Consider the following 25,674-nt stretch of genomic DNA (forward strand, 5'->3'; position numbering starts at 1 on the left):
CAAAAAATCCCCGAAGCGCTAAACGCATCGGGGTATAATCATGACCATCTATTATTTTTATATTTGCGGTAGTAATTGATTTGTCTCATGAAGAGATAAAGTTTTCGTTTAAAGCTTTTATCCCTTTTATAGAACAGCGGGTTGGCATACTTGCCTGCCCGTAACAGCTGGTCGACCTCTTTTCGGATTTTAGCGTTGTCGACAAACTTCCGTAAAACGGCTTTCGGAACGACTGTAAAAAGGAATTTTTCATCTAATAATGTCAATGGTTTTTCGACACCGTAGATGAGGTCATCGACAAAGTTCTTTGCCAAGTTATGTCCGCATGATGTGATGTAATAACTTGAACGTCCCTGTCGGATATTCACTTCGAACACTTTGAACTTTTTGTCGCGATGATCGTATTTCAAATCAAAGTTTGCATAGCCGACATAGTTGAGCGCCTCTAGAAACCCTTTCAGTTTCATCATCATCTCTTCATTATAACGGGTAATGACCGCTGTATAATTGCCGATCGCCGTAACGGTATGCTCTTGCAATACAACTTGGCCAAACGTGATCAGCTCGGAGTTTCCTTTACTGTTGACGTAGAAAACGGAATCCCACATATATGTATCATCGCCAGGAATGAAATCTTGGATGATCAAGTCGTCGCGATAGCCACTTTTCTTAATCGTATCGATGACTTTCTGAATTTCTTCATATGAGTCGACTTTATACACTTTTTGCATTCCTTCAAATGGATGCTTGTAATATTGCACACCGTTGCTCGGTTTAATGATCACCGGGAACATGACTTCTTCGTCGAAACGATCGTCTGTTTCACATGAATAGAAATAAGTCGAAGGTGTATCAATCCCATGCTCCTCGCAAAGCTGGTAGAAATTCTTCTTTACAAGCAAGTTATTCATTAACTCTTCATCGATATAATTGAATACATAATCAGACTTCAGCGCTTGACGGCATTCAATGATTAGGCGCACATACAAGTCATTCGTCCCTATAAGAAGCAGTCTTTTTCCTTTCGTTCTGTACTTATCCGCAACTTTTTTTAAGAAGCGGACGAACTCTTCCTTCTCCCCTAATTTCGGATGCAGCTCAATTGCGCCTGGAATCGTACTCAAACTTGTAAAAGATAAAGGCTCTTTCCCGACGAGGACCGGATGGATTCCATATGCCTCGTGGAATGAAATTGCCATATTGTATGCATTAATATCTGTCCCTACAATGATCGGGATAAACGGATGGTTTGTCATAGTTTCCTCCAACATGCTTTTCTCTATCTTAGTGTAGGGTTCATGAATTTCTATGTCAATCAAGCAGTATGGCCTATTCGAAATAACTCACATCGTCAGAACCCCGGAATCAATATGCTTCCAAATATTCCAAGGATGCTCGAATGGCGGTGTCGATTCGAACTTGAGGATCTCTTTCGTCGTAGGGTGCGGGAAAGATAACGTATGCGCCCATAACGCAATTTGCTCTCCCGGCCGGTTCACATGCTGACCGTACTTTTGATCTCCGTAAAGGGGGGCGCCGGACGTCGCCATTTGTACACGAATCTGATGCGATCTGCCTGTATGAAGCCGGATGGCGAGCAAGCTCATACCGTCCTGCCTTTCAATCGTTTCATAATGAAGGACAGCCTTCTTCCCTCCTGGGTGAGATGGCTTAACTGCATGAACCTTGTTTTTCTTCGCATCCTTCCAAAGATGATGCTCCAATAGGCCGCCATTATCCAATCTGCCTCTAACAACGGCTAAGTAAGTCCTCTCCATTTCCCTTTTTCGCAGCACGTCGGAAAGCCGGGATGCTGCCTTTGACGTTTTCGCGAATACGAGAACGCCTCCTACGGGTCGATCCAGTCTATGCACTAAACCTAAATAGACATTCCCCGGTTTTTGATGGCGTCTTTTCAAGTCTGCTTTCAATAATGTTAATAAATCATCATCGCCGCTATCATCAGCCTGCACTGGTAAATTGACAGGCTTCTCTACTACGAGCAAATGATTGTCTTCATATAAAATGCGTATGATCAACTTTCACAGTTCCTTTCAATAATATTGATGGACAAATTTCTCTATTTAACTGTTCATTTTTCATTCCAGTTCGCCTCCATTCCGTCTATCATACTATATATCTCCCAGCTTTTCCGACAAAATTGGTGGATGATTGGTTATTGAAGATAGATTTTCGCTAAAAATAAAAAAGCCGAAGTTTTTTCGGCTTTTGCTCATACTCTTATTCTTGTACCAAATAGATTGGCTCATCTGTCGGCCAAGTAGAAAAGTCCGATATAATGCCGTCAACGCCGAACTTCTGTGCTTTCGACACTAATCGCTTATCTTTCTTCGACCAGACAAGGACTTTGCTACCACGTTCATGAACGCTATCCACCATTCGCTTATTTAAGAACGAAACATTGAAATTGATATAAGATGCAAATGATGTCAGTTCGTCTAACTTCTTTGCGCTAAGTAACGATTCGGAAGGATGTATAAGGACTGCTACTTCAATATCAGGCAATAGTGTATGTATCTTCCTCATGGACTCTGCATCGAATGATTGGACGATGATCGAACTGATATCGTCATAATCACTAAGCAGCGACACGACCTTTTCTTCAATTCCTGGATAAGTTTGTGGGTTTTTCAGTTCAATTAATAATCCGGCTTTGTCATAGAATTCTTCTAATAATTCGTTGAGCGTTATGATTGACTCGCCTTGAAACTCTTTGCTGAATCTTCCACCGGCGTCCAATGCTTTCAGCTCCGCCAAAGTGTAGTCTTTAACGTAACCGCTTCCATTCGTCGTGCGGTCGATTTTCGCATCATGCATAATAACGAGTTCGCCATCCTTCGAAAGGTGGACGTCACATTCTAAAAAATCGGCACGCAGCTCGACTGCTTTATGGAAAGCGGAACGGGTATTTTCAGGTGCAAAACTGGAAGCTCCCCGGTGTGCGATGCTAATCATATTAGGTGTATGAACCCTCTTTGTTTGATCGTTGAAGCCGCAAAGAAGGAATAGACATGCACCGACGATTGCTACGCAAAACAGATTATGTTTTCTCATTAGAATTCCCCGCATTCTCTCATCGGATATTGCAAAACCTAATATCCGAATTATCTTTCTATTATATTATCATATATCTATAGTCTTGAATACCTTAATATACACAATGAGCTAAAAGTATTGCATTTTTTTCGCAACAACAATTAATTAAATGTATGCGCTTTCAATATAAAGTAATAGTAATAATCGTCAAAATACTATTTACAAACTATTTCCGGGCTGATATATTGGATATCACTTAAGACTAGAAATTAATTATTTAGTCGGAAGAATAATTGTATTACATCTAGGAGGAGCCATCATGTTAAGTAATCCTGTAATCGCCACCACATTAATTTTCGCTCTTATCGCATTGGGCGAATGGCTGTCTATCGTTTCGAGAGCCAGAATCCCGATGCTTCTCACAGCGATGGTAGGATTCCTTATCCTAAATTGGACAGGCATCTTCCCGAAGGACATTTTAGAGAAGTCACAATTCCCTGCGTTAGGTGCCATTTTAATTGGCCCGGCAATTTTGCATATGGGGACAATGATTCCCTTTTCATTATTGAAAAGTCAATTCAAAGCAGTTCTTATCGCCCTTGGAGGCATTATTGTTTCCGGGATACTCATATTGACGATCATTCCTTTAATTTTTGATTACCCGACTGCTGTTGCGGGAGTCGGTCCGATCAGCGGTGGCATCATCGCCCTTATCATTACATCGGAAAAGTTGACTGAACTCGGCCTTACAAGCCTTATTATCATTCCCGCGCTGGTTGTAGCTTTCCAAGGAGTTATGGGAATGCCGCTTGCGATGAACTTTATGAGAAGATACGCTGTGAAATTACAGAAAGATATGGATAACGGAACTTTCATACCAATGGTGTCAGAAACAGATATTTTGAAGGAAGAGGAAAAAAGTAAAAAACAAAGCCCGTTAAGATCCAGTACAACACTAAAACTGTTCTATGTTTTTGTCGGTGCATCCATTGGGGTTGCCCTTGGTTCAGTAACACCGGTCCATTATACGCTTTGGTGTCTTGCAATCGGCGTCATCGGCCTGAAGATTGGGGTTTTCGAGCCGAAAACGCTTGAAAAAGCAAATTCATTCACGATGACGATGATCGGTATCATCTTTGTCGTCATTGGGACAATGGCTGGCGTCACGCCAACGCAAGTACTTAACAATTTACCGAGCGTCGTCCTTATTCTTATTATCGGTACATTCGGTATAGCACTTGGAGGTTTCATCATGTCCAAGCTGCTGAAATGGCATCCGTTTAAGGGCATGCCTGTCGCATTGACGGCTTTGTTCGGTTTTCCCGCAGATTATATTCTTTGCGAGGAAGTGAGCCGAAGCATTGCAAGAAACAAAAAGGAAGAAAAAGCGATTTTCGATGAATTATTGGCACCAATGCTAATCGGTGGTTTTACGACCGTAACAGTGGCTTCGGTCATTATTGCCGGCATTCTAGTACAAACATTATAATTTGGAGGAATATACAATGACAAAAACAATCATTCGAAACGGATCACTTATTGACGGAAACGGAGAAGCACCAAAACAAGGCCAAATTATTGTTATCGACGGAGATCGGATTGAGTATGTCGGTGATGAGGAACGCTATGCAGCGACTGGTGACGAACAAGTCATAGACGCGGCTGGCGGATCGATCCTTCCCGGCTTCATCGATACGCATGTCCATATGATGTTCGAATTTTCGCCAGTCCAAGAACGATTGGCAACCCCCTTTTCATTCATGTATTACCGAGCAGCGCAATATTTGAAGGCAACATTGGACGCGGGCGTCACTTCGGTAAGGGACGCACTCGGTACCGATCTAGGTGTGAAAAAAGCTGTTGAAGAAGGACTTATTCCGGGACCACGCTTGCAGCTGAGCATTAATGCATTGACGATTACCGGTGGACATGGAGATGGTTATACAGTTTCAGGAAATGTACTCGATCTATTGCCTTCTCCATACCCAGGAATGCCGAATGGACTTTGCGATGGCGTAGAGGAAGTCCGGAAAAAGACACGTGAAATGCTTCGAGCAGGCGCAGAAGTCATTAAAGTGCATGCGACAGGTGGCGTCTTAAGCGCAACCGATCATCCGGAATTCACACAATTCTCGTTGGAAGAGTTGAAGGTTATCGTCGAGGAAGGACGTTTCCGGAAAGGCGTTAAAGTCATGGCCCATGCACAAGGGGCAGAAGGCATTAAAAACGCCGTCCGTGCAGGAGTCCATTCGATTGAACATGGCATTTTCATTGACGACGAAGCTATCGAATTAATGCTCGAAAACGGAACGTATCTCGTGCCGACACTTCTTGCTCCGGTTGCGGTTTTAGAAACAGCCGCAGAAACAGGTATGCCTGAAACGGCTGTTCAGAAATCGAAGGAAGTTATCCAACATCATATTGAAAGTTTCCAAAAAGCGTATAAGGCTGGCGTAAAAATCGCGATGGGAACTGACGCGGGTGTTATGAAACATGGTACGAACTTGCGCGAGCTAGGGTTGATGGCGGATGCTGGAATGAGTCCGATGGATGCGATTGTCGCCTCCACGAAAACAGCCGCTGAATGTTTAGGCTGGGGGGATCGAGTCGGAACGATTGAAGCAGGAAAACTCGCGGATATCATTATCGTAAAAGGCGATCCAATAGAAGATATACATTCTCTTGCAAACAATGACAACATCCAAGTTGTCATTAAAGGCGGAAAAGTGGAGAAAGATTTAACAGCATAAAATGAAGCTTCTAAAAAAATCAACGGCCACTGCAATGACAGACGATTGTCTTGCAGTGGCCTTATTTTCATTAGAGCATCTACTATGAATGCTATACTATAACTAATTAGATAGGAGGCCGATAGAATGGATATTGAAAAATACCTCAATCGTTTTCACGCATCGAGCGACAGTAAACCTTCCTTACATCAATTGTCTGAACTACAACGTTTACATATGACCGAAATACCGTTTGAAAATCTCGATGTCATTCGTCGAGTTCCGATTTACTTAAATTTAATATCGATTTACGATAAAATCGTTCTTCGAAATCGCGGCGGCTATTGTTATGAATTAAACGGGCTATTCCATTGGTTATTAGAACAGCTAGGATACGATGCTTCCCTTATTGCTGCCACTGTATATCGGCCAAATGGACAGTGGGCAAAGCCCGAAACGCATGCCGCCATCCTTGTACAATTGGATGAACCTTACCTTGTCGATGTTGGATTTGGAGACTCCACAATCTTACCGATTCCATTGAACGGTAGTCCGCAAACTGACGTAAGCGGAACTTACTCGGTCGAGCAAGTTGGCGAGGGGCTTTTTGATCTGATACGTAGCCGGAATGACGATTCTCGTCCGCTCTATCGTTTTTCTACAAATACGAAACAACTTGCTGACTTCCATGAAGGCTGCGTGTTCAATCAAGTCTCCCTGGAATCGACATTTACACATGTCGACATTGTCACAAAAGCAACAGCTAAAGGCAGAATGACAGTAAAAGACCAAGAATTGACCATTACGGAAAATGGAGCCGCCAAGTCAACACCGCTTTCCAAGGATGAAAAAGATACCGTTCTTTCAAATTCATTCGGTATCAACATATAGTGATAAAAAAAGAACGACGAAGGTTTCTTTGAACTGAACCCCATTTAATGGACAGTTTAAAAAAACGACGTTTTGATTTATGCAGCTAAGAGATGACTTCGGTATTGTTCCGGAGTCATCTTTTTTATATCCCATTGTTTGCGCGTGCAGTTGTAATGTCCCATATATTCATCTACCATTATTTTCAACTCTAACAGACTGGCTGCTTCCTTGTAGTCTACATCGTCCTTAAAATGACCAAAAAATGATTCTATAGGCGCGTTGTCCAAACAATTTCCCCTTCGGGACATGGATTGTGTGAGTTGCATTGCTTTAACACGTGCTTGGTATTCTGGATGCGTGTAGTGAAAACCTTGATCAGAATGAATCATCGCTTCTGGATGTACATTTCCGTCTAATGCTTCCTCTAGCTTCCTTAAGGTTCGATATACAATTCCCATACTTAAGCTTACCGAAAGTTCATAAGCGATTATTTCACGGCTAGCTACATCCTTTACACAGGAAAGATAAGCAGTCTGTCCAGTTTTCATTTGGAGATAAGTAATGTCTGTGACGAAAATCTTGCCCGGTTCATCTTGAGTGAATTGTCGATTCAAGAGGTTTGGCAGCGTACGGTGTTCTTGAGTAGCCTGAGCTATATTTCTATAAGGATTTTTTCTTCGTATTTTGGCAAAGAGATTAAACTTACGCATTAAACGAAGGATCTTCTTATGATTCATAGGGGTCTCAAGTAACTCCTCTAACGCCATATAGAAGCCTCGATAGCCGATTTTCCCCTTGAATGCATCATAAACACATTTAAGTAACAGGTAATCTTGATAGTCGTTTTCCTCGCGGATGGCATGACTCTCCGACTTTTCTAGCCATGCATAGTAACCACTTCGATGTACTTTTGCCACTCTGCACAGGTGAGCTGTGAACCTCTTTAATTGAAACTTACGAATCACTTCATTAATCACCTGATATTTCTCACCGGATGTCAGTATTACTTCCTCGCCTGCCTCTCTAGTTCCTCTAGCTTTTTTAACAACTCGATCTCAGCTTCAAGATATTTAATTCGTGCTTCAGCTTTTTCAAGTTTTTTCTCAGGAGATACTCCTTTAGTTGATGGACGCCCAGTACTTCCTTTTCCACGGCGCTCCTCAAAAAATCCCTCTTCACCGTGAAGCTTATAGGTTCTTCTCCAACGACTAAGTGATTCTTTAGCTTTCTTCGTACCAATCATTTCTAAGTCAAATCCATTTTCAATAAAAATTTGAGAAGGACCTTTACCGCTCAGATTCTCTTTGACAGCTATTATTTTAAACTCTGGCTTATATTGAATAGAACGATCCGAAACTGAGTTCACATTAGGATTTGCTTCTAATAGTCTACGTTGGTGTTCATTGAAGATTATTTTACTCATTGAAAACACTCCTGTCAGGATAGTTATTTTTAGTATACCTAGGCTTTTAGACAGAAAAAACCCCAAATGGGGTCACTTTTTTAAAAGTGTCTACCATTTGGGGTTCAGTTCACTTCCCTTCATCGTTCTTTTTTTATATTGATTTAATTGATTGCCAAACTACTGAAATTCTTTTTTAAAGCCAATTGCAGTGAACTGTATGTATGGATTTGGGAAAAATCCAAGCCCAACTGGACCGAGGTTTGAGCGATGACGGGGTGGATTCCTGTCAACGTCGCCTTGATACCTAACAGATCGAGCACCGACATTAACTGATAAATATGATTCGCTACCATCGTATCGATTAAAGAAACTCCCGACAAATCGATAAATAGATGAGTTACATCAAGATCAACGCACCGATTCGGCACATAGTCCACAATTGATTGAACCCGAGTCGTATCAATATCCCCGATGATCGGTAAAATTCCAATCGTTGAATCAAGTTTAATGATAGGTGCATTCAATTCATCAATAAGGCTCTGTTGAGCAAATAATCGTTTGTTCATAAGCTCATCGTATCTTTTTGAAAACTCCACCATCATTTCATCAAATGCCTTATGGATGGCGATTCCCCAATTCATAATGTCGGAACGGAGTATCCTCTCCCTTTCCTTATCGACAAAACTCTCAACAAACTTCCAAAACGCTTGACGCGCCTTACTAAGCGCTTCCAAAACTTCGTAAATTGGCGTTCGGCTATTCACTCTACTCTCAGCGACAATCGATGCCCAACTTTTCTTATTTTCCTCAAACATCTCTACTTCTGATAAGAGGCTGCTCGCAACCGTTAAGTTTGTTAGCCTGTTTTGCTCTCTTAACATTTGAACCGAACCGCCACTGGCATCTTTCGAGTAAATCGAACCATCCTTCTCTTCACGATCCAACAACCATTCCTCTGTGATGGCGTCTATTTGTTCCAGCAAGAATTCATACAGCTCGCAATTCATAGTTTTCACTATTATCCCTCCCACCGACAACCTGTTGTTTTTAATTGTAACATAAAAAATAAATACGTATTGGGAAATAATAGTGAAAGCTTCCCAATACGTATGAATTCATTTTATGATTTTAAGTTTTACCTTTTTAACGCCCCACTCCATCGCGCTTTCATAGGTAGGGATAAATACGTCAATTTTATGTCCTTTAATTGCACTGCCGACATCTCCTGCTATTGCTTCCCCATACCCTTCCACCCAAACTTTCGTTCCAAGCGGGATAATTGATGGGTCTACTGCAATGACTTTCTGATTTGGATTGGAACGGAGATCGATTCCATATGCCGTCGTCCCAGAACAACCTGTACAATAAGCTGTATAGGCTGTTGCTGTCACCGTCATTTCTGCTCCCGTGCTTTCTGGAGGACTTGAAACGGATACGTTGAATGCCGGTTCTTTCGCTACAGTTTCCTTACTAGTTTCAGAAATTGTTTCTGACACCTTTTCCGAAATGGCTGCAGCTACTTTGAACGTTCCTGCAATACCGAGATTATTTCCTCTATCTTCTTCACTAACCGTCAATACGTCACCCGGGTAGATCAGATCCTCGGTCATGTCGTTTAAACTTTTCAATTCTTGCAAAGTCATACCGTGATTCAAGGCAATCCGATACAACGTATCTCCTTCTTCAACCTCATATGTCATAGGGTCTTCTTTCAACAAGTCCAGTGGCGGATAAAATAACGGTATCGTATTTTCCAAAATGTCGATAAAGGGAATATCACTAAGGTTCGGTCTAATTTCTTCAGAAGGAAGCCCAAACTCTTCTTCATGCTCCGTCCCGCCAAATATAGCCGCTTCGGTCACGACACTGAATGAAAGTGTCATGATTGCAGTCAACACAATCATTTTCATCTTAATCAAGTAGTATTGCTCCTCTCTTAATAACAATTTCCCCAGTCCTGTCCAAAATCTTTCAAATTCAAACATATCTTTTTTAAAAGTTCGAAATATGACAATCAAGAAGTTGATTATCATAGTGAGACTGTCATAGGAAAAGCAGATTTTTGTTTACTTTCTCGGTAGAGAGGGCAAAATAAAGAAAATGGTTAGTAAGGGGCGAATGACATGAAAATAGGAAGACTAATTAAGACAGCTATTAAATGGGCTCCGGTTGTATATCCGATCGTGCGCAAAATAATTGATAATAAACAAAAGACGAATGCTCCGTTACGCAGACGATGAACTTGATTGCTTTTGCAGCACTTTTTGAAGTACGCATAGATCTATGCAGCTTGCCAATCCTATAAGGAAACAGTTATAAGGAGGCAACTGCCATGACAGAGGATAATCGGAGGGCTTCTAATAATGAACGGGAAGCAAACCACTTTCGATATTTAGAACATCCTGAAGGGATTCCATCAGACCGAACAAGTTTATTTGACATGCATGAGGATATGCAAACCGTAGATACGATCAATTTGGATGATATGAAAGAGGATTTACGGAAGGAAAGAATCCATAAACATCCTAAGTCATAAATGAAAGAAGCCGGGAAATTGCCGGCTTCTTTTTGTGTCCTGAACTTGGGAAAATTTTCACGAACATAATCCCTATTTGTAGAACCCGATTTTCATATTAATTTATGCCTACAATTTAATGTTTTATAAATATGTAATATATCATTTCAATCCACATTTAGGTCTTCTACATCATTTTGTCCTGATCTTCTATTCCCCATTCTGACTCCCGCCTTCTTCAAAACACTTAAAAACCCTTAAAATATAGCGTTTAAACAAAATATTTGACATTTATAAAAAACTAGTCAACTGTGATGAAACTCCCTATTCATTTTGGTCAAATTAGTTACTTATTATTATTTATTAACTAGTCAGATGATTTGGTATTCAATTTTAATTTAATAAATGTATAATGTTAGCTAGACAGCTAGATACGGAGATTCCGACACCATTGAGAACCTTAACGTTTAACAGAAAGGGGGCAAAGGGTGTTTTTTTGTCGGCTCTTTACAAGGGGAACGGTCGAAACCAAAAAGGAGGAATGGAATTGAGGAAACGTCAGCGAATGAGATTATTCAGCATCGCGGCAACGTTCTTGATGGTATTTTCATTGATAACGCCCGCGATGGCTGCAAGCACAGGACTGAACAAGAAACTGCATCACTCATTGCGAGACTCGAATGAAATCGCTAAAGAAAAAGTCAGCAATCGATTGCTTGAAAACTTTAAAGACGATAGCATGGTCACCTTTTTGATCAAGTTCAAAGAACAAGCAGATACGGAGCAAGTGGCAGCTGCGGCAAAACAGCAAGCAAGCCAAGCGAACCTTTCCGGAAAGCAATCGGTCATGATGACTCGATCAGCTGTCGTCTCCGAGCTGAGATTGACATCCCTTGAATCACAGCAAAATGTTAAACAATATCTTGAACAACAAGTGAAGGCCGGTAAAGCAAAAGACATCACTTCCTATTACATCGTTAACGGCATGGCTGTAACAGCGACAAAGGAAGTTGCGGAAGCGATCGGCACATTTGCAGAAGTCGAAAAGGTTCTGCCGAATGAAACGCGTCAATTGAACACAACAGTAGTCGAGAATGCAGATGCGCCGAAATCTCAGCTAGCAAATGTCGAGTGGAACATTGAACGTGTCAATGCACCTCAAGCTTGGGACATGGGAATCGATGGATCCGGAACAGTCGTTGCAAGCATTGATTCTGGCGTACAATGGGATCACCCAGCATTAAAAGAGAAATATCGCGGGTATAACGCCGTCACAGGGGAAGTGAATCATGATTTCAACTGGTTTGACGCAACTGCTGGGCGTACAACTCCTTATGATGATCATGGTCACGGAACACATGTGACAGGTACGATGGTTGGAAGCGAACCGAACGGCAATAACCAGATCGGGGTTGCACCTGGCGCGAAGTGGATTGCTGTTAAAGCATTCACTGCTAACGGTGGAACAGACCGTGATTTATTGGCCGCAGCTCAGTGGATTCTCGCTCCAACAGATGCAAATGGAAATGCGCGTGTAGATTTAGCTCCGGATGTCGTCAATAACTCTTGGGGCGGAGGCGCAGGCCTTGACGAATGGTACCGCGACGTCGTCAGAAACTGGCGTGCAGCGGAAATCTTCCCTGAGTTCTCTGCAGGCAACACGACTCTTACAAACCCAGGCGGACCTGGATCAGTCGCTGCACCAGCGAACTATCCAGAATCCTTCGCAACAGGTGCTACAGACATCAATGATAAAGTGGCAAGCTTTTCACTTCGCGGACCTTCACCTTACGACCTAGTGAAGCCGGATATTTCCGCACCTGGCGTCAATATCCGTTCCTCTGTTCCGGGTAGCGGCTATGAAGGCGGCTGGAATGGCACGTCCATGGCAGGCCCTGCTGTTTCTGGCGTAGCAGCTTTGCTTCGACAAGTGAACGCTACGATAACTGTCGAGGAAATGGAACAAGTTCTACTGAACACAGCAACTCCATTGACAGATAGCGCGTATCCGACATCTCCTAACCATGGGTATGGGCATGGACTTGTAGATGCATACGCAGCGGTTTCTTCCATCGCAAGCGGACTTGGAAAACTTGAAGGCCAAGTTACGAAGCAGGGCGACGATAGCGAACCACCTGCATTCGAACACTCAGCTCCAACGGAAACGTACGCAGGGATGGATTTGGATTTACGCATCAATGTAACGGATAATATTAGCGTGTCCTCTGTGACGTTGCAGTATGTAAATTCGGATGGACAATGGAATTCATTGAAAGCCGAACGTAAATCAGGCGATTACCTATCAGGCGAATACGGTGTGACAGTTGCCGGAGATCTCATTTCCGGTGATGCATTCACTTATAAATGGGTCATTAACGATTTCGGCAACAATGAAGTATCGAGTGAAGAATTTACTGTACTCGTAAAACCTGGCATCACTGTCGGTTATTTTGAGGATTTCGAACAAATGCCGGTAGGATGGACTTCGTTTGGGAATAAAAACAGCTGGGAATGGGGCAAACCGACTTCCGGTCCAGGCAATGCAGCTTCAGGAGAAAATGTGTATGCCACGAATTTAGCCGGCATGTATGAAAGCAGCATGAATGCGACTCTTGTTATGCCTCCAGTTGATCTTCCGGAAGGTGCATCTTATTTGCAATTCAAGCAATGGCATAATTTCGAGCAATCTACTTCAGGAAGAGCTTGGGATTATGGACATGTATTCATCTCCACTGATATGGAAGAATGGACGCAATTGCTTATGATTCAAGGTGCTTCAGAAGGATGGATCGACGCAGAAGTGGATCTGTCCGAGTATAGCGGACAGCGCGTTTATATCGGATTCAATGCGTTTTCCGATGGAAGCGTAGTGAGGGAAGGCTGGTATATTGATGACGTAGCTTTGAGCACTGAGTCCCAAGCAGGCACAATCTCACTTGCACCAAAAAATAAGTTGATGGAAAAAAATGAGCTCAAGGCTCCTCAAGCTTTAAAACCACCAAAAGACAGAGATCCTGGCGATCTAATTGAAAAAGGAAAAGACGCACTTGAAACACCTGTCGATCCTAAAACGATCAAGCCTGTCATGCCGAAAGATGAGCCAGCACCTCCTGTTGAAGAAGGCAAAGCAGCACCTGTCCTACTTCCATTAGGCGCACAAGTGAATATTCTTGAAACAGATCGCTCTGTTTATACAAATCCTGCTAACGGATCGTATACAATGACTCATGGTGCAGGAACGTTCACTGCACAAGCAGAAGCGTACGGATACCAATCCGAAACGCAAACTGTGACAATCAATGCAGATGAAACGACAAACGCCAATTTCACATTGGAAGAAATGCCACAGGCAACAATAAGCGGGACTGTAACAGACGAATCAACTGGTGAGCCGATTGAAGGCGCAACCTTGCTCCTAGTGGAAGATGCGAACATCTCCCCTGTGTCGACTGACGCAGCTGGCCATTTCGCAATCACCGCATACGAGGGCAATTATACGCTGAAAGTGGTCGCTCGCGGTTACCACGGACAAGAGGCTAGCATCAACATCGGCGGCCAACCGTCACAAGATTTCGCGCTAGAACCGTTCTTCACATATCCTGGCGGTGAAATCGGATATGATGACGGAACTGCTGAAAACGCAAGAGCATTCTACGATGCCAACAATGGTTGGGGCGTAAAAATGTCTCTTCCGGAAGGCAATGATACAGGAATTGTCACGGAAGGTGTATTCCGATTCTGGGATACTGAATGGCCAGTACCGGGCGGAACTGCATTTGCGGTAGAAGTTTGGGATGCTACAGGTGCTGACGGAGCGCCAGGGCAAAAGATTGCAGGACCAATCGATGCCCAAGCGAAACGGAATGGAGAATGGACAGTCGTTGATTTGACGGAGCACAATATTGTCGTGAACGGCGACTTCTATATGGTGTACATCCAAACGGAAGCGAATCCGTATGCGCCAGGCCTCGCAACAGATGAGGACGGACCGAACGCAGGAAGAAGTTATCAGTTGGTCGGATCTTGGTCGCCAGCACCTGCTGATGAAGGGAACTATATGATTCGGGCACGAGTAAGCTATGAAGTGTTCGAGCCGGTCATCACTTCTCCTGAAACAGGCACTGTGACGAATGAAGAAAACATCGTCATCGAAGGTTCAGCACCACCGACAACGACAATCGCGCTCCATAACAATGGCGAAGAAGTCGATTCTGTTGTCATCGGCAACGATGGGAAATTCTCATTCCAAACAGTTTTGACAGAAGGTGAAAATGAATTCACAGCTGTCGCTTCATTAGACGGACGCGTAACAGGAACATCTGCGCCTGTAACAGTTGCGTTGGATACGATGCAACCGGAATTGGCAATTACGAATCCGAAAAACGGCGAAACGACAAATCGTGAAACGGTCACAGTTGAAGGTACAGTTATGGATGCCTATTTAAAATCGGTAACTGTAAATGGTGAACAAGCGACTGTTACTGAAGATGGCACGTTCTCGAAACGAGTCCTTTTGGATAACGGTGCAAATGAAATCACTGTCATTGCAACGGATGCTGCAGGTAACGAAACGATCCAAACCGTTTCAGTCACCGCAAAATATACAGCTCCAGAAATTACGAATTTGACACCGACGGAAGATGTCCATTTAGTAACTGGGAAATCCGTCAAATTTGAATTCGACAGCGAGCCTGGATTGACTGCAACATACTTCATCCACATGCCGCTTACGAATGTCGGAGGCAATGATTTGACGAACGCGACTGAATTGCCGATGCACGAAGTATCACCTGGCCATTACGTCGGTTACTGGACTGTTCCATTAGGCGTAACAGCTGACGGAGCACGCGTCGAAGTGAAAGTCGTCGATGATTTTGGAAATGAAAGAAGAAAACTCGCAGACGGAAAACTGTTCATCAATATCGGTCAAACGAGTGAAGTCGAGCAGACTGAAGGCAACGATGAAGGAGCAGTTCAAGAAAGCATTGAAGCAGAAGAATCGGCTGAACAGGCCGAATAAGTAAAACGGGCGTGGCTCATCATCGGATTCTCGATGAAAGCCACAGCCCGTTTTTTATTATCTATTGAATGTCTGAAGTTATCTATTGAATATGGTATTTTATCTATTGAATAACTATCCTTATCTATTGAATAAAGAAAGTTATCTATCGAATACTGATAGTTATCACCATTTCATGACGTTTTACCTATTTCATCAAATTCAAATCCATCCTTTTTCACGACAGATCGATATGGCCTCCACTTTGTTTTTTGCTTCCACTTTCTGCAGAATTTCAGACATATAATTACGAACCGTACCCGGAGATAAATAAAGCGCTGCGCCAATCTCTTTAGCCGTCATCCCATCCGCCGACAGCTGCAACACTTCCCGCTCCCGCTCCGTCAACGGATTATCTTCATGATAAGAATTCATGATCAGTTCAGCTGCAAACTCCCTCTTCCCTTGCATGACGTTTCTAATAGCAGCTGCCAAATCATCGATTGAGCCATCCTTTAACATATAGCCATGAACCTTCGCTTTGATCGCTCTCTCGAAAAAGCCGGGCCGCGCAAACGTCGTTAATATGATCACTTTACACGGAGAGCCGCAATCTCTTAATTCATCAGCAACTTCGAGACCGCTTTTCAGCGGCATTTCAATATCTAATATACAAACGTCAGGACGCAATTCTCGGACGAGCCGCAATGCCTGTTCCCCATTTTCAGCTTGGCCGATCACTTCCATATCTTCTTCAAAATCGAGGAGAGTCCCTAATGCCCCTCGTAAAATCCGCTGGTCTTCAGCGATGACAATTCGGATCATAAGGCAACAGCCCCTTCCTTTGCCTTCACAACAATTGGAATTGAAATTTCAATAACCGTCCCCATTACAGAATCCACTTTCATTTCCCCTTCTAGCAATGAAAGGCGTTCGGACATCCCTTTCAACCCATTCCCCCACGGACGAGCTCCAATTCCAGTTCCATTATCATGTATGCGTATTAAAAACTCATGCGAATCTTGCTGCACAGTTACCGAGCATTGCGTCGCTTTGCTATGCTTCACGATATTTGTAGAAGCTTCACGTAAGCACATTCCCGCAATATTTTGCTGGAGAGGCGAGAGTTCAGTTGCTTCTCTCCCCAGAACATTGCACTGAAATTCGATATTGCCAGCGGCTAAAATTTGTTCCATATGTGCGAGCTCCTCTTCGATTGTGCTAACCCGCATGTCTGATACAAGTTCCCGTACTTGTTGAAGAGCGGAACGTGACGTTTTTTCGATTTCCTTCGCCTCCGTCTTCACCTTTTCAGGATCACTCGCAATTCTTTGGATAACTTGACTTTGCAATGTGATGAGCGACAACGTATGCCCCAATGTATCATGCAAGTCTCGGGCTATCCTTACCCTTTCCTCTTGTTTGATGAGCGTTTTAATCTGTTCATTCGCATCATTCAATTGGCTCTCCAATTCCATCCGTTCATTCATATGCCGAATGCCGTATGGGGATAGAATGATAACAACTAAAAATGGTAAGAGGGAGACAAAACCTACAAATCCAGTTTGGAACCAAATCCATCCGGAACACACTCCAATGACACTAACAAAAACTTTCAAGGCATTACGAAATCTTTTTTTATCTTCTATCCACCCAATGAAGTTTGAAGTGTAAAACCCTAAAAATATGCTATATGGATCGTAAAAGACGACGAAGATGACAGTAATAGCTACTTGAACTGACAACCAAGCGTAAAATTTCTTTAGTGCAATTGGCTGATAACATTGCCGGTAAGAGATGAAAAAAAGCAGTAACAGGCCATAGCCAATTACCGCTTTCATTCCTACTTCCTTGTTCACTTGATAGAGCGGCAGTATCAAATAGACTAAAAATATATGAGGGATGTAGCCAAATCTTTTTGGAAACAACCTAAAGTTCTTCACGCTCACACCGCTTCCTGTTTCCTTCTTATATATATCGATAATACCATGAATATAAGCAGGTAGGACGCCAAAATTACAATACTCTTAAATTCCGGAAAATGTCCTCGGATAATTCCCCAAGCACCATTTCCATAATGGTACGCCGGTAGCCAAGAGCCGATCTGCTGAATCGTCTTCGGCAAAATTTCCATCGGCATCCATAATCCGCCCGTGATCGCCAAAGCTAAATATATAATATTACTCACACCTGAAGCGGTATCGACCCGTTTCATCGTGCCAACGAGAACGCCCAACGCGAGGAATGGGAAAGATGCGATCAATATCCAAGCGGCGCAAGACAACCATTCCACTAGCGACATCGAAACGCCGTTCACGATAATCCCTGCCATGAAAATGACGACTATCGAAAAAAGATGTACTGCAGATTGACCAACCATCTTTGAAATGAAATAGCTCGAACTAGGCAACGGCGTCACTTTGATCCATGTCGTCCAACCTTCATTTCTCTCCTGTACCATCCGGATGCCGAGCGTCATGATGGCGCTTCCCATTACACTGAAAACTGCAATGGACATAAGGAAATGTTTATTCCATAAATCTTGATCATCCACACCTGTGTTAACGACTTTCGTGAAAATAAAGTAGAATACAATTGGCATGAACAATGACCAGAAGACGAAATATGGATTGCGGAAAATCCGGATCATTTCTATTTTGCATTTATTCAATAGCATTTTCATTCACGATACCCCCTGTTCGACCGTCAATTGTTCAAATGCGTCTTCTAGTCGTCCTTTATCAATGGAAATATCCGAAACTGCCAATTCTCCAGTGAAGAGCAATGAAAGTACATGATCGGTATCCTCAGTTTGAATGACGATTCTTCCCTTTTCCTCGTAGACGTCTGATATATGATTCATTGCGAGAAATTGTTCTTTCGGGAAATTCCCCTCAGCCTTAAACGAAACCGTCTTCTTCAGCAAACTTTGTTTAATCGTTGACGGACAACCGTCTGCAACCAATTTCCCATCATTGAATAAAAGGATGCGCGTCGCCACATCATCTGCTTCCTGCAAATAATGGGTGGAAAATAATACGGTCTTCCCCTCACTGGCAAGTTGCCGGACTTTCGCCCAAAACTCCTTCCTTGCTGTGCTGTCCATTCCAACAGTCGGTTCATCAAAAAATACGAGATCGGGGTTTCCTGCCATCGCAAGCGCGAAGCTGACGCGACGCTTTTGCCCGCCTGATAACTTCTCCGTCCGTTTGTTCAAATCACTTTTCTGCAACCCGGTCAATCGGATCAGTTCATCCATCGACAACGGGTTTGGATAATAGCTTCTAAACAATGCGAGAACCTCTTTCACCTTCAATGCATCCATCAGGCTTACTTGCTGGAGCATGACTCCTATCCGTTCACGTACTTTTTGATCTTGCGGCTGTTTATGGAAAAGCGAGACGTTGCCCGACGTCGGGTGCAGCAAACCGAGCATCATAAGAATTGACGTGCTCTTCCCCGCCCCATTTGGCCCAAGAATTGCAACGACTTCACCGGGTTGAATGGAGAACGAGACATCCTCCACCGCTTTTTTCCCTTTGAATTCCTTTGATAGATTTTTGATCTCAACAATTGTTTCCATGCGCTCACACTCCTCTTATAAATATCATAGGAGGTATGCGCAGCTTTTTTCAGTATGCTCTGTCATACGTTGAGATGACATTTGTCATGAATATATTGATTGAAATGAAAAACGGGAGGCATCCAATGATGTCCTCCCGCTCAGCCTGTTGACAAACGCTCGCATCCGTTGTTGCTCGCCTAGGCTGACAAGCGTTTTCATTCAGGCTGAAGAAATCCCTATTTCCACAAAATATCATAGCACTCTCCCCGTCATTGCCCATACGGATATGGCCGTTTCCTGTGAGTGGTTGAAAAAACGATGGGGTGTTGTACTTTTGAAGCGAATACTGTCGCCTTCGTACAATATATACTCTTCATCCCCAAGTACGATTGTCATTTCCCCTTTTACGACATACCCGCACTCCTCACCTGAATGCTCGACAAGCTGCTGATCCTCTTGACCAGGCTCCAAATGGATCATGATCATTTCAATGGTCCCTTCATTAATTGGGGTGAGAAGTTCGTATTTCGAATTAGACTTAGGGAAATTGACAGACTTTCGATCATTTTTCCGAACAAGCTGCAACGCTTGTTCATCTGCACCTAATAATGTAGAAATCGAAACATCGAGCCCTTTGCATAATTTATAAAGCGTCGTGAGCGTCGGATCCGTATTCCTCCGTTCAATTTGACTGATCATGCTCACACTGACACCCGATTTGTCCGAAAGGTCCTTCAATGAAAGATTTTGTTCCGAACGCAGTTTTCTAATTTTTTGACCATCAAACATATTACCCGCCTCATTTAACTTCTTTTATTCATTTTACCATATAAAAAGCCTGGCAGTCTTACAGTGCCAGGCTTCCCTTTTATAGAAGTGTTGCAAACCATAACCCTAATGTCGTACCGATATAGTTTCCGATAATATAACCAATAGTGCCGACGACTAAAATCGGACCTATTAAGTTTTTCCATCCTTTTGCAATTGCCATTGCCGCTGCCGTTGTCGGTCCGCCAATATTTGCATTACTTACAAGAAGAATGTCTTCAAGGTCATATTTGAGCAGCTTCCCTGCAACGAGGGAAATGATCATATTGACGATGACGATAATTGCAACGAAGATTAATAAAAGCGGCGCGTTTTGAATAATTAATGGAATCGACGCCGGCACCCCAATTACTACGAAGAATAAGTAAATTAAAAACGTCCCGATTTCTTGGCTACCGTTGATTCCTTCAAAGTATTTCGGGAAAAGCGCAAGCGCTAAAAAGGTCAATGTCGTCAATATTAAATACTTGTCCCCGAATAAACCATTCAATAAATTCATGAAGAAGGACACATCTTCACCAGAAGGAATGATCCCGTCTAAGAAGGCTGCAATTTTAAAGGAGATAATGACGAGGAAGAAAGCTGTTCCAACTGACAACGCCATATCCTTCAATGAAATATCTTTACGTGCCCAAAAACTTTCTGCAAGTGTTTTTCCGTCGTTCTTCCCTTTCCCAGCTTCGACTTCCAGCACATGTGGATGGGAATAACGTTTCCGGAAAAATGCCATCGTAGGTATAATCATCAGGACAACAAAATACATCGCCATCATTAGATTATCAGCAACAATTGTCGCAGAAACCATTTCACCAGGCGTCTCGAACTTCCCTGCCATCGCCGCAAAGTTCACTCCGCCTCCAACGTAAGAAGCACTCATCATCGCGCCGATTTTATCTAAATATGGGATATGATCTTTCAATAAGAAAAAGCTAATGATCGTCCCTGCGACCGTCCCTATGGAGCTAAGCAAGAAAATGATGAGCATCCGTCCACTTTCCTGCCAAATCTTTTTGAAATTTACGTGGAACAACAACAACGGAATGGCGAGCGGAATAATAAATGCCCACACAGCGTCATAGACAGGTGATTCCGTCGGTATGACACCCGTATTCGATAAAATAATGGCACCAACGAGGGCGATGATTGCCCCAGAAATTTTACTTGCCCAACTAAACCGTTGCTCTAAAAAGATACTGACTGCTGCCCAAACGACGATAATCCCCCATAGGGTGATCATATCATCTGGCTGAATAAGTGTTTTCTCCATTTTTATTCCCCCATTTTCATCCCTTTAATTGCTTGCTTAAAAATTTGAAGGCATTGTCAAAACTGATTCCCTTCAACTCTTCCTTGGAAAAGCCCCTTTTCTCCATTTTCAATAAAAGCTCGGGTACTTGCTCGACAGTTTCAAGCCCAACCGTAGTTCCATCAAATGACGCCCCTACTTCATGATTATCCAAGAAATCTACAAAATCAAAGCCAAAAGCGACATATTCCGGTCCGACCAGTTCCGCAATATAAACAGCATGGTCGATGAAACGATCGACGGTCGGATTTTTTTCGTCAATGAATTCGAAGTATGCATTCAGGCCGATAATGCCTCCCCCGTTTGCAATCGCTTTGATTTGTTCATCTGTGAGGTTCCGATATTGTGGACAAAGTGCCCGGACATTGCTGTGTGACGCAATGATTGGCTGATCGCTCGTATGATAGAGATCCCAAAAGGATTTATCATCTGTATGAGAAGCATCCACTATCCAATTCTGCGCATTCGCCAGTCGGGTAACTTCCTTTCCATGCACCGTTAACCCTTTATGTATTCCTTCATTATAAGAACCTGTACCGCTAGCGAGGAAATTCGTTTCATTCCAAGCGTAAATTGCGTGCCTGAAATCTTTCTCATGCAGTTCAGGGAAAGCGCTCTCAATATTCTCGTGAAAATCACTTTTGCCCCATCGCTCGAGAAAGGTCAATCCTTCCAGTCCAAGGAAAACATTGATCTTTTTCGTTTCATTCGAATCAACCATATCTTCCGTGGATACACATAAATTCACATGCAACGACTCATGCAAGTCTTCCATTACATAGCGATAGAGTTCCTCAAACCTTGCCAAGGGATTATTCCGGAATGCTGGTTCCACCCAAAACACACATATGACAGAATCGACATAGCCGCTTTTTAATTTCGGATAGTGGATCCGGTCAAAAACATTGGTTTCTCCATTTTTCCGCCGATACGCTATATCGGTAAAAAGATCCGAATGCAAATCGAATACTTTCATTCTCCCACCTCCTTTAACTGACTTTTAATATAGTATATTTTATTTACTATATTAAAACAAGAGTATGATTTCGGAAATCGAAGTAAAGTGGGTAGTAAATGCAAAAAAGCGGAAGCAGGTAATTATGCTATCCCTGCTTCCGCATCTATATCATTCATTTTTTCTTCGAAGGATGCTTTCGCATGCCTTTCGTTATCTTCTTCCATTTATCCCGTTCAGCGGCTTGTGCTTGGCGGTCCATTTTCCTGTCTAGGAAAGCAAGCTCTTTTTGGAGTTTGACGTAGTTTCCGTAACGCTCCTTCGCCAGTTCTCCGGTTTCGAGCGCATTTCGGATTGCACAGCCCGGTTCGCTTTCATGGCGGCAATCGCCGAATTTACAAGTCGTTGCGAGTTCTTCGATATCTTTGAATCCAGAATCGAGGCTCTCGCTTTCATTCCACAACTGGAACTCCCGCATTCCCGGTGTATCGATGAGCACGCCCCCAGTAGGAATTTTGATAAGTTCCCGGTGGGTCGTCGTATGCCTCCCCTTCGCGTCATCTTCACGGATGCCTTGCACCGCCATCCTCCCTTCGCCGCAAATCGAGTTGACGAGCGAAGATTTTCCGACGCCGGACGAACCGAGTAAAGCCGCCGTCTTGCCATTTTTCAATAAATCCGTAATCCGTTCGATTCCTTCCCCGGTCGTATTGCTCACCGGGAAAACATCTGTGCCAAGTGCGATTGCCCTCGCCAATTCCAAATAATGATCCGGATCATCGCTAACATCCATTTTCGTCAGGACAACAATAGGCGTCGCCCCGGAATCATAGGCAGCAACTAGGTAACGTTCCAATCGTCTAGCGTTGAAATCATGATTCATTGACATGACGAGGAAAACGATGTCGACGTTCACCGCAATGATTTGCTCAGCAATTGTTGTCCCCGCCGACTTCCTAGAAAAAAGTGACGTCCGTGGAAGGATAGCATGGATAATGCCGCGTTCTTCACCAGGCATTTTTTCAACAACTACCCAATCGCCGACAGCAGGGTAATCTCTTCTTTCATAGGCAGCATGTTGGAATGCGCCCGAGCAGACTGAGAGCCATTCCCCTTCAGCTGTCATGACGCGGAACATTCTTTTATGTTCAAGCGTGACACGTCCTGGAACGTAATTTTCCGCTTTTAGTTCTTCTACTATCGTATCCATATTTTCTTGATGGAATTGATTCCATCCGTATTCGTTTAATTTAATCAAAGTTAAATCCTCCTATTATGTGCGTTTCACAATTAGCGCAAAGCGTCAGTAAATATAAAAAAGCATGGTTCCGGATCGGACACCATGCTTTCACGCGCATAACAGAAGAAACATGCCTATTACGAAGGCATGGCAGGTGAAATTATGGTGCCGATCAATTTTGCAATAGCCATATTGATTTTCGCCATAAAACATCACCTACTTTCTGAAAGTTGTTTTTATCATAACAAAATGATTATTTGCGGTCAACATTTTTTTCACGCTTAGCTAAGACTTTCCAAACGAGATAGACCCAATATCCAATCATTACGCCGATTGTGTTCAGGATGATATCATCAATATCCGTACTGCGACCGATGAAGTATTGGGTGCCTTCGATGAAGCAAGTGACGCCAAAACCGATGAAAAAGATTGCTTTAAATGAATCCATCCTTCTCCATAACAAAGGAATGAAAAAGCCGATCGGGGAAAACACGAACATGTTTCCAAGAAGATTCACAAGCGAAACGCTGTTCCAACCGCTCACATGCTCATTAGCTTGAAAGTAACTTATGATTGTTCGGAACGGAGTCATATTGACGCTCGATAGACGATCAAAAATGTAAACATCAAAAAAGAACTTTCCCGTACTTCCATCCACGCCCATACTCCACTTCGGAAAAATTGTCTGGGAGGCTAGTCCGACTATATAGAGGATGAATAAGGCGAGCAGCACTTCATGCAATTTGTTAACCGGCCGATTTCTTCTTTTAACGATAATCATTCGCACGACTACATAGATTGGTAACGCAACGATCATATATCCTAGCATTTCGATGACATACATACTAATTAACCACATAACTTCTCCTTTTGACTCCAATTACTTCTTATAGAGCTTGACGTTTTCGATCATGGAGTTGTTCCCCATGGAATGCAGAAAGTTATCGGTCATTCCCCGAAAGTTATCGATCAATTTAGACGAGTTATCGTTCATTTCCCGAAAGCTATCGATCAATTTCACAACTTTATTGTCATTTTATGACCTTTGACCCATAAGAAAAAGCTTCGATAGGCATCCGCCTTCGAAGCTTTCGTATTATACTAAGCAATCCTTTGGAATCCATCCAACTTCACCATCGCTTGATTTCACTAATGTATATCCTTCATGACGATCATCGACGATGGAGACGGTTTCTCCTTTTTCAACAGATAAAAATGTCGTGCTCAAGTCATTTTTGCAATTACCTTCATGAATAAATTCATTTTTTATCCACTGCTTAATACCAAGATTTACATTCTCACATAGTGTAAAATAGTCATCTTTTTGAAGTACTCGCAATTCATAGTTCGGGTAAGTGACCGTTCCGACCCGCCCCAGTTCGTCTATATGATCTCGTGTAATTGTTTTTTCATCCAAATCATCGACATATGTATATGTAATGTTTTCCTCTTCGATAACGAGCGCGTTTAATTGCCCGTCTTTTTTAATTTGATTCCCACCATCGATTGCAATTACCTTTTTCTCCAAATCGATCAGCGGACAGTTCGAGCTCACTGCATTTGCCCGGTAATTAACGACTGGCCAATGACCGACGATAACCGCCTTATCCGCCTGATGGTCTTTTTCATAAAAAGCAGGAGTGTACAAAGCAAATTCACGGCTCGTCTCCTTCCAATCAGGAATGTCCTCCACACCTGCATGGATGATGATGAAATCGTCTGTTTCATAAGCTATCGGCAGTTGATCTAGCCAGTCAAGCAGCTCTCCGAAATGAATTCGATAAAACTCCCCAAGTTCCTGCAGCGTCACAAAATCATTAAGTGTCGCCCCGTGGCGATTCATCATTTCATTCAAAATCGAGTTCTTTCGCTGCTGCATATAGTTTTTGATTCCTTCGACATGATTGAATACGTAATCATGGACGACGTCGCAATTCCCTTTCGTAATGAAAACCCTGTCCGATTCCGTGCTGAGCTTCCTCGCAAATTCAACTGTCGACAGGCTGTCCGGTCCTTTTTCACAAAGGTCGCCGTTGATGAATAAGTAATCTTCCATCGTATAATTTACCTTCGCAAGTAATTCCTGAAACAACGGAAGATTTGCATGAACATCCGACGTAATGATGACTCTTCTACCTTTTTCCAACTTCAATTCCCTTACATCAATCATAATGCGATTTCCCCTTTTCTGAACGATTTTCA

22 protein-coding genes are annotated in these 25,674 nt (G+C 43.0%); 6 read left to right on the forward strand and 16 right to left on the reverse strand.

The genetic code is table 11. The features are described 5' to 3' along the window. Nucleotides 1–38: 38 nt before the first annotated feature. From AC0L13_RS15015 to AC0L13_RS15025, 3 genes are all read right to left on the reverse strand, one after another. Nucleotides 39–1,256, reverse strand: a complete 1,218-nt coding sequence (locus AC0L13_RS15015) for a carboxylate--amine ligase (protein WP_473640951.1) — start codon at nt 1,254–1,256, stop codon at nt 39–41. Between the two features lie 87 nt (nt 1,257–1,343). Next, nucleotides 1,344–2,039: an RluA family pseudouridine synthase gene (locus AC0L13_RS15020; protein ID WP_473640953.1), complete on the reverse strand. Its 696-nt coding sequence runs from the start codon at nt 2,037–2,039 to the stop codon at nt 1,344–1,346. Nucleotides 2,040–2,241: 202 nt separating this feature from the next. Further along, nucleotides 2,242–3,075 (reverse strand): glycerophosphodiester phosphodiesterase, encoded by an 834-nt coding sequence (locus AC0L13_RS15025; protein ID WP_473640955.1) that lies wholly within the window; start codon nt 3,073–3,075, stop codon nt 2,242–2,244. A 301-nt stretch (nt 3,076–3,376) separates the two neighbouring features. Here AC0L13_RS15025 and AC0L13_RS15030 point away from each other — a divergent pair, with 301 nt between their 5' ends. The 3 genes from AC0L13_RS15030 (at nt 3,377) to AC0L13_RS15040 (ending at nt 6,677) form a co-directional block, all read left to right on the forward strand. After that, a complete protein-coding gene (locus AC0L13_RS15030) occupies nt 3,377–4,546 on the forward strand; it encodes a hypothetical protein (protein WP_473640957.1) in 1,170 nt (389 codons plus the stop codon). Between the two features lie 16 nt (nt 4,547–4,562). Continuing rightward, nucleotides 4,563–5,807: a metal-dependent hydrolase family protein gene (locus AC0L13_RS15035; protein WP_473640959.1), complete on the forward strand. Its 1,245-nt coding sequence runs from the start codon at nt 4,563–4,565 to the stop codon at nt 5,805–5,807. Between the two features lie 126 nt (nt 5,808–5,933). Continuing rightward, nucleotides 5,934–6,677 (forward strand): arylamine N-acetyltransferase family protein, encoded by a 744-nt coding sequence (locus AC0L13_RS15040; RefSeq protein ID WP_473640961.1) that lies wholly within the window; start codon nt 5,934–5,936, stop codon nt 6,675–6,677. Nucleotides 6,678–6,754: 77 nt separating this feature from the next. Here the strand turns inward: AC0L13_RS15040 and AC0L13_RS15045 are convergent. From AC0L13_RS15045 to AC0L13_RS15055, 3 genes are all read right to left on the reverse strand, one after another. Next, a protein-coding gene (locus tag AC0L13_RS15045; RefSeq protein WP_473640963.1) for an IS3 family transposase occupies nt 6,755–8,082 on the reverse strand; the annotation gives its coding sequence in 2 pieces (ribosomal slippage) (nt 6,755–7,704 and nt 7,704–8,082; 1,329 coding nt in all). Between the two features lie 143 nt (nt 8,083–8,225). Then, complete coding sequence (locus AC0L13_RS15050) at nt 8,226–9,071, reverse strand: STAS domain-containing protein (RefSeq protein WP_473647036.1); 846 nt, start codon at nt 9,069–9,071, stop codon at nt 8,226–8,228. Nucleotides 9,072–9,179: 108 nt separating this feature from the next. After that, entirely contained in the window at nt 9,180–9,974 is a 795-nt protein-coding gene (locus AC0L13_RS15055; protein WP_473647038.1) for a 3D domain-containing protein, read from the reverse strand. 422 nt (nt 9,975–10,396) lie between these two features. Here AC0L13_RS15055 and AC0L13_RS15060 point away from each other — a divergent pair, with 422 nt between their 5' ends. After that, on the forward strand, nt 10,397–10,600 hold the full coding sequence (locus AC0L13_RS15060) for a hypothetical protein (RefSeq protein WP_473640965.1): 204 nt from the start codon (nt 10,397–10,399) through the stop codon (nt 10,598–10,600). A gap of 520 nt (nt 10,601–11,120) precedes the next feature. After that, nucleotides 11,121–15,599 (forward strand): S8 family serine peptidase, encoded by a 4,479-nt coding sequence (locus tag AC0L13_RS15065; RefSeq protein WP_473640967.1) that lies wholly within the window; start codon nt 11,121–11,123, stop codon nt 15,597–15,599. A 201-nt stretch (nt 15,600–15,800) separates the two neighbouring features. On the opposite strand, the gene AC0L13_RS15070 is transcribed toward AC0L13_RS15065, so the two are convergent. From AC0L13_RS15070 to AC0L13_RS15110, 9 genes are all read right to left on the reverse strand, one after another. Beyond that, the gene (locus tag AC0L13_RS15070) at nt 15,801–16,403 is read right to left on the reverse strand and encodes a response regulator (protein ID WP_473640968.1); all 603 of its coding nucleotides are present in this window, start codon (nt 16,401–16,403) and stop codon (nt 15,801–15,803) included. After that, on the reverse strand, nt 16,400–17,521 hold the full coding sequence (locus AC0L13_RS15075) for a sensor histidine kinase (protein ID WP_473640970.1): 1,122 nt from the start codon (nt 17,519–17,521) through the stop codon (nt 16,400–16,402). The genes AC0L13_RS15070 and AC0L13_RS15075 overlap by 4 nt, the downstream gene beginning before the upstream one ends. A 2-nt stretch (nt 17,522–17,523) precedes the next feature. Next, nucleotides 17,524–18,261, reverse strand: a complete 738-nt coding sequence (locus AC0L13_RS15080; RefSeq protein WP_473640972.1) for an ABC transporter permease — start codon at nt 18,259–18,261, stop codon at nt 17,524–17,526. Then, complete coding sequence (locus tag AC0L13_RS15085) at nt 18,262–19,161, reverse strand: ABC transporter ATP-binding protein (protein ID WP_473640975.1); 900 nt, start codon at nt 19,159–19,161, stop codon at nt 18,262–18,264. Between the two features lie 234 nt (nt 19,162–19,395). Then, nucleotides 19,396–19,932, reverse strand: coding sequence for a helix-turn-helix domain-containing protein (locus AC0L13_RS15090; protein WP_473640978.1), 537 nt, complete (start codon nt 19,930–19,932; stop codon nt 19,396–19,398). A gap of 79 nt (nt 19,933–20,011) precedes the next feature. Continuing rightward, the gene (locus AC0L13_RS15095; RefSeq protein ID WP_473640981.1) at nt 20,012–21,238 is read right to left on the reverse strand and encodes a DUF819 family protein; all 1,227 of its coding nucleotides are present in this window, start codon (nt 21,236–21,238) and stop codon (nt 20,012–20,014) included. Nucleotides 21,239–21,254: 16 nt separating this feature from the next. Continuing rightward, nucleotides 21,255–22,253, reverse strand: a complete 999-nt coding sequence (locus tag AC0L13_RS15100; RefSeq protein WP_473640983.1) for a dipeptidase — start codon at nt 22,251–22,253, stop codon at nt 21,255–21,257. Nucleotides 22,254–22,407: 154 nt separating this feature from the next. Next, complete coding sequence (rsgA, locus tag AC0L13_RS15105) at nt 22,408–23,487, reverse strand: ribosome small subunit-dependent GTPase A (RefSeq protein ID WP_473647040.1); 1,080 nt, start codon at nt 23,485–23,487, stop codon at nt 22,408–22,410. A 238-nt stretch (nt 23,488–23,725) separates the two neighbouring features. Further along, nucleotides 23,726–24,331 carry a VanZ family protein gene (locus tag AC0L13_RS15110; RefSeq protein ID WP_473640985.1) on the reverse strand — a complete coding sequence of 202 codons (606 nt, stop codon included), beginning with the start codon at nt 24,329–24,331 and terminating at the stop codon, nt 23,726–23,728. A 67-nt stretch (nt 24,332–24,398) separates the two neighbouring features. On the opposite strand from AC0L13_RS15110, the gene AC0L13_RS15115 reads away from it, so the two are divergent. Beyond that, nucleotides 24,399–24,521: a hypothetical protein gene (locus AC0L13_RS15115; RefSeq protein WP_473640987.1), complete on the forward strand. Its 123-nt coding sequence runs from the start codon at nt 24,399–24,401 to the stop codon at nt 24,519–24,521. A 47-nt stretch (nt 24,522–24,568) separates the two neighbouring features. Here AC0L13_RS15115 and AC0L13_RS15120 read toward each other — a convergent pair whose 3' ends face one another. After that, entirely contained in the window at nt 24,569–25,642 is a 1,074-nt protein-coding gene (locus AC0L13_RS15120; RefSeq protein WP_473640989.1) for a metallophosphoesterase, read from the reverse strand. Nucleotides 25,643–25,674 lie beyond the last annotated feature (32 nt).

The organism is Sporosarcina sp. QA0331, from assembly GCF_055808055.1.